This window comes from Nonomuraea sp. NPDC001684 (assembly GCF_053596515.1).
Window position 1 is genome coordinate 1 of the sequence record NZ_JBSFGJ010000737.1, and the last position, 2844, is coordinate 2844.

Below are 2844 nucleotides of genomic sequence, written 5' to 3' on the forward strand. Positions count from 1 at the left end.
GGGGGGGGGTTTGCTGGGGGGGGGGGGGGGGGGGGGGGGGGGGGGGGCCCCCCCCCGGCGCCCCCCCCCCCCCGGCGCCCGCGTCTTCACCGACCACCGGGCGATGCTCGACGCCGGCGGCCTCGACGCGGTCGTGATCACCGTGCCGCACGCGCTGCACGCCCCGATCACCCTCGACGCCGCCGCGGCCGGGCTGCACGTGCTCGTGGAGAAGCCGATCGCCACCACCCGCGAGGACGCCGTCCGCATGATCGAGGCGTGCCGGGCGGCCGGCGTCGTGTTCGCCGTCGGGCACGTGCTGCGCTTCGTCCCGATGTTGCGCGCGGCGGCCGGGTTCCTCGCCTCGGGCGAGCTCGGCCAGGTCGTGGTGGCCGCCGAGCGGCGCACCGCCGACTACGCCGACCCGACGCGCCCCCGCTGGTTCCTCGACGCCGACATGGCCGGCGGCGGCATCGTGCTCAACGTCGGCACGCACAGCATCGACAAGCTTCAGATGCTGGTCGGCTCGCCGATCGCGGAGGTCACCGCGCACGTCGCCGGGCCCGCCGGCGGGTCGGTGGAGACCGAGGCGGTCGCCCTGGCCCGGCACGCCGACGGCACCCGGTCGACGATCTCGGTCACCGGCACCGGCCTGCCGTTCACCGACGAGGCGGAGATCGTGTGCGGCGAGGGCGCGCTGCGCATCAGCCGCGGCGAGGGCGTCTGGTCCTTCCGGGGCGGCGTCGCCACTCAGGTCGCCGCGCCCGGCATCGGCGAGATGGCCACCGCGTTCGCCGCGCAGCTCGCCGACTTCGCGCGGGCCTGCGCCGGCCGGACCGCCCCCGAGGTCACCGCCGAGTACGCCCTGTCGGTCCTCGACGTCGCCCTGGCCGTCTACGAGTCCGCCCGCCGGGGCTCCACCGTCACAGTGAAGGGACAGTCATGAACCCGCTCGCGTTCAGCACGCTCGGCATGCCGGGCGCACCGGCCGAGGAGGTCGTCGCCACCGCCGCCCGGTACGGCTGCGCCGCCGTCGAGCTGCGCTGCGCCGAAGGTGAGATCGTCGCGCCGGACACCCCCGCCGTCGAGCTGCGCTCGATCGCCCGGACGTTCGCCGCCGCCGGGATCGGGATCGTCGCCGTGTGCTCCTACACCCGCGTGGCCCGGCCGGACGGCGACCCGGTGGCCGAGGTGCTGCGCCACGTCGAGATCGCCGAAGCGCTCGGCTCGCCGTACGTGCGGGTCTTCGGCGGGGTCGAAGGACAGGACGACCCGGCCGCCGCCGCGACTCGGAGGCTCGCGGACGTGGCCGGTCGGCTGCCGGACAACGGCGTGGACGTGCTGCTGGAGACGCACGACGTGTTCCTGACGGGCCAGGCGGTCGCCGGCGTGCTGGCCGGGGTCGGCTCGCCGCGCGTCGGCGCGCTGTGGGACGTGGTCAACCCGTGGCGGGCCGGCGAGAGCGCCGCGGCCACCGCGGATGCGCTGGGCCCGTACCTGCGGCACGTGCAGATCAAGGACGCGGCCTCGCCCGCCGACCTCGCGCCGGTGCTGCCGGGCAAGGGCGCGGTGGGCGTGCCGGGCGTGCTGGCCGAGCTGGACCGGATCGGCTACGCGGGCTTCCTGGCGCTGGAGTGGGAACGCGCCTGGTACCCCGACGCGGCGCCCGTCGGCGAGGCCCTGGCCGCCTTCCGAACGGTGCTGGGACGGTGATCCCCCTGGCCGCCTCGGTACACCGGGGCGAGGGAACGTTCCAGCCCGGCGTGCGCGCGCCGGTGCGCGGGCCGCACGCCGCCCTGGCCAGGGAGCTGCTCGGACCGGCCACCGGCGGCGACGCCTCCGGCGAGATCGAGCTGCGCCTGGTGCCGGACCCGTCGCTCGGCGCGGAGGGCTACACCCTCGACGTCACCCCGGAGCGGGCCGTCGTCGCCGCGGCGGACGTCGCCGGGCTGCGCTGGGGCGTGCAGACGTTGCGCCAGCTCGACGGCCCCGGCGGCGTGCCCTGCGGGACGGTGCGCGACGTGCCCAGGTACGCCTGGCGCGGCGTGATGATCGACGTGGCCCGCTGGTGGCGTCCGATGTCCTTCCTGCGCTCGTACGTCGACCTGCTGGCGTTGCACAAGTTCAACGTGCTGCACCTGCACCTGACCGACGACCAGGGCTGGCGGTTCGAGGTGCGCGCGCACCCGCGGCTGACCGAGGCCGGGGCCCGCCGCGCCGAGTCGCCGGCCGGGCACGCCCGCGAGGGCCGGTTCGACGGCGTCCCGCACGGCGGCTTCTACACCCAGCGGGAGCTGCGCGACCTGGTGGCCTACGCGGCGGCGCGCGGCGTGAGCGTGGTCCCCGAGATCGAGTTCCCCGGCCACTCGCAGGCCGCCATCGCCGCCTGCCCGTGGCTGGGCCACCCCTCCGGGACGCCCGTCCAGGTGCGGACGTCGTGGGGCATCTCCTCCCACGTGCTCAACGTGGGCGAGCGGGCCGCCGGGTTCGCCCGCGACGTGCTGGACGAGCTGTGCGAGGTGTTCCCGTCCCGGTACGTGCACATCGGCGGGGACGAGGTGCGCGCCGGCGAGTGGGCCGCCGACCCCGAGGCCGCGCGGCGGGTCGCCGAGGCCGGGCTCGACGGGCCGCGGGCCCTGGAGACGGTCTACGGGTACGACGCCGGCGACTCCGTGCTCGGCCTGCAGGCCCAGCTGTGGGGTGAGTACCTGCCCACCAGGGAACGCTTCGACCACAACGCCTTCCCGCGCCTGTGCGCCGTGGCCGAGGCCGCCTGGTCGGCGGGCCGCGACCTGGGCGGCTTCACCCGGCGGCTGGCCGATCACCTTCCCCTGCTGGACCGGATGGGCGTGGCCTACCGGCGAC

3 protein-coding genes are annotated in these 2844 nt (G+C 76.7%); all 3 read left to right on the plus strand.

What is annotated here, in order from left to right:
- The first annotated feature begins 10 nt into the window (after positions 1–10).
- Positions 11–925 carry a Gfo/Idh/MocA family protein gene (locus tag ACWCSD_RS50930; RefSeq protein WP_449926827.1) on the plus strand — a complete coding sequence of 305 codons (915 nt, stop codon included), beginning with the start codon at positions 11–13 and terminating at the stop codon, positions 923–925.
- Complete coding sequence (locus ACWCSD_RS50935) at positions 922–1692, plus strand: sugar phosphate isomerase/epimerase family protein (RefSeq protein ID WP_449926830.1); 771 nt, start codon at positions 922–924, stop codon at positions 1690–1692. Before ACWCSD_RS50930 ends, ACWCSD_RS50935 begins: the two co-directional genes overlap by 4 nt.
- A partial coding sequence (locus tag ACWCSD_RS50940) for a beta-N-acetylhexosaminidase (protein WP_449926833.1) occupies positions 1689–2844 on the plus strand: 1156 nt, incomplete at its 3' end. The genes ACWCSD_RS50935 and ACWCSD_RS50940, both read left to right, overlap by 4 nt.

Excerpts from the sequence above, each read along its gene's own strand:
- ACWCSD_RS50935 (WP_449926830.1), top strand. The coding sequence starts at position 922 with ATGAACCCGCTCGCGTTCAGCACGCTCGGCATGCCGGGCGCACCGGCC.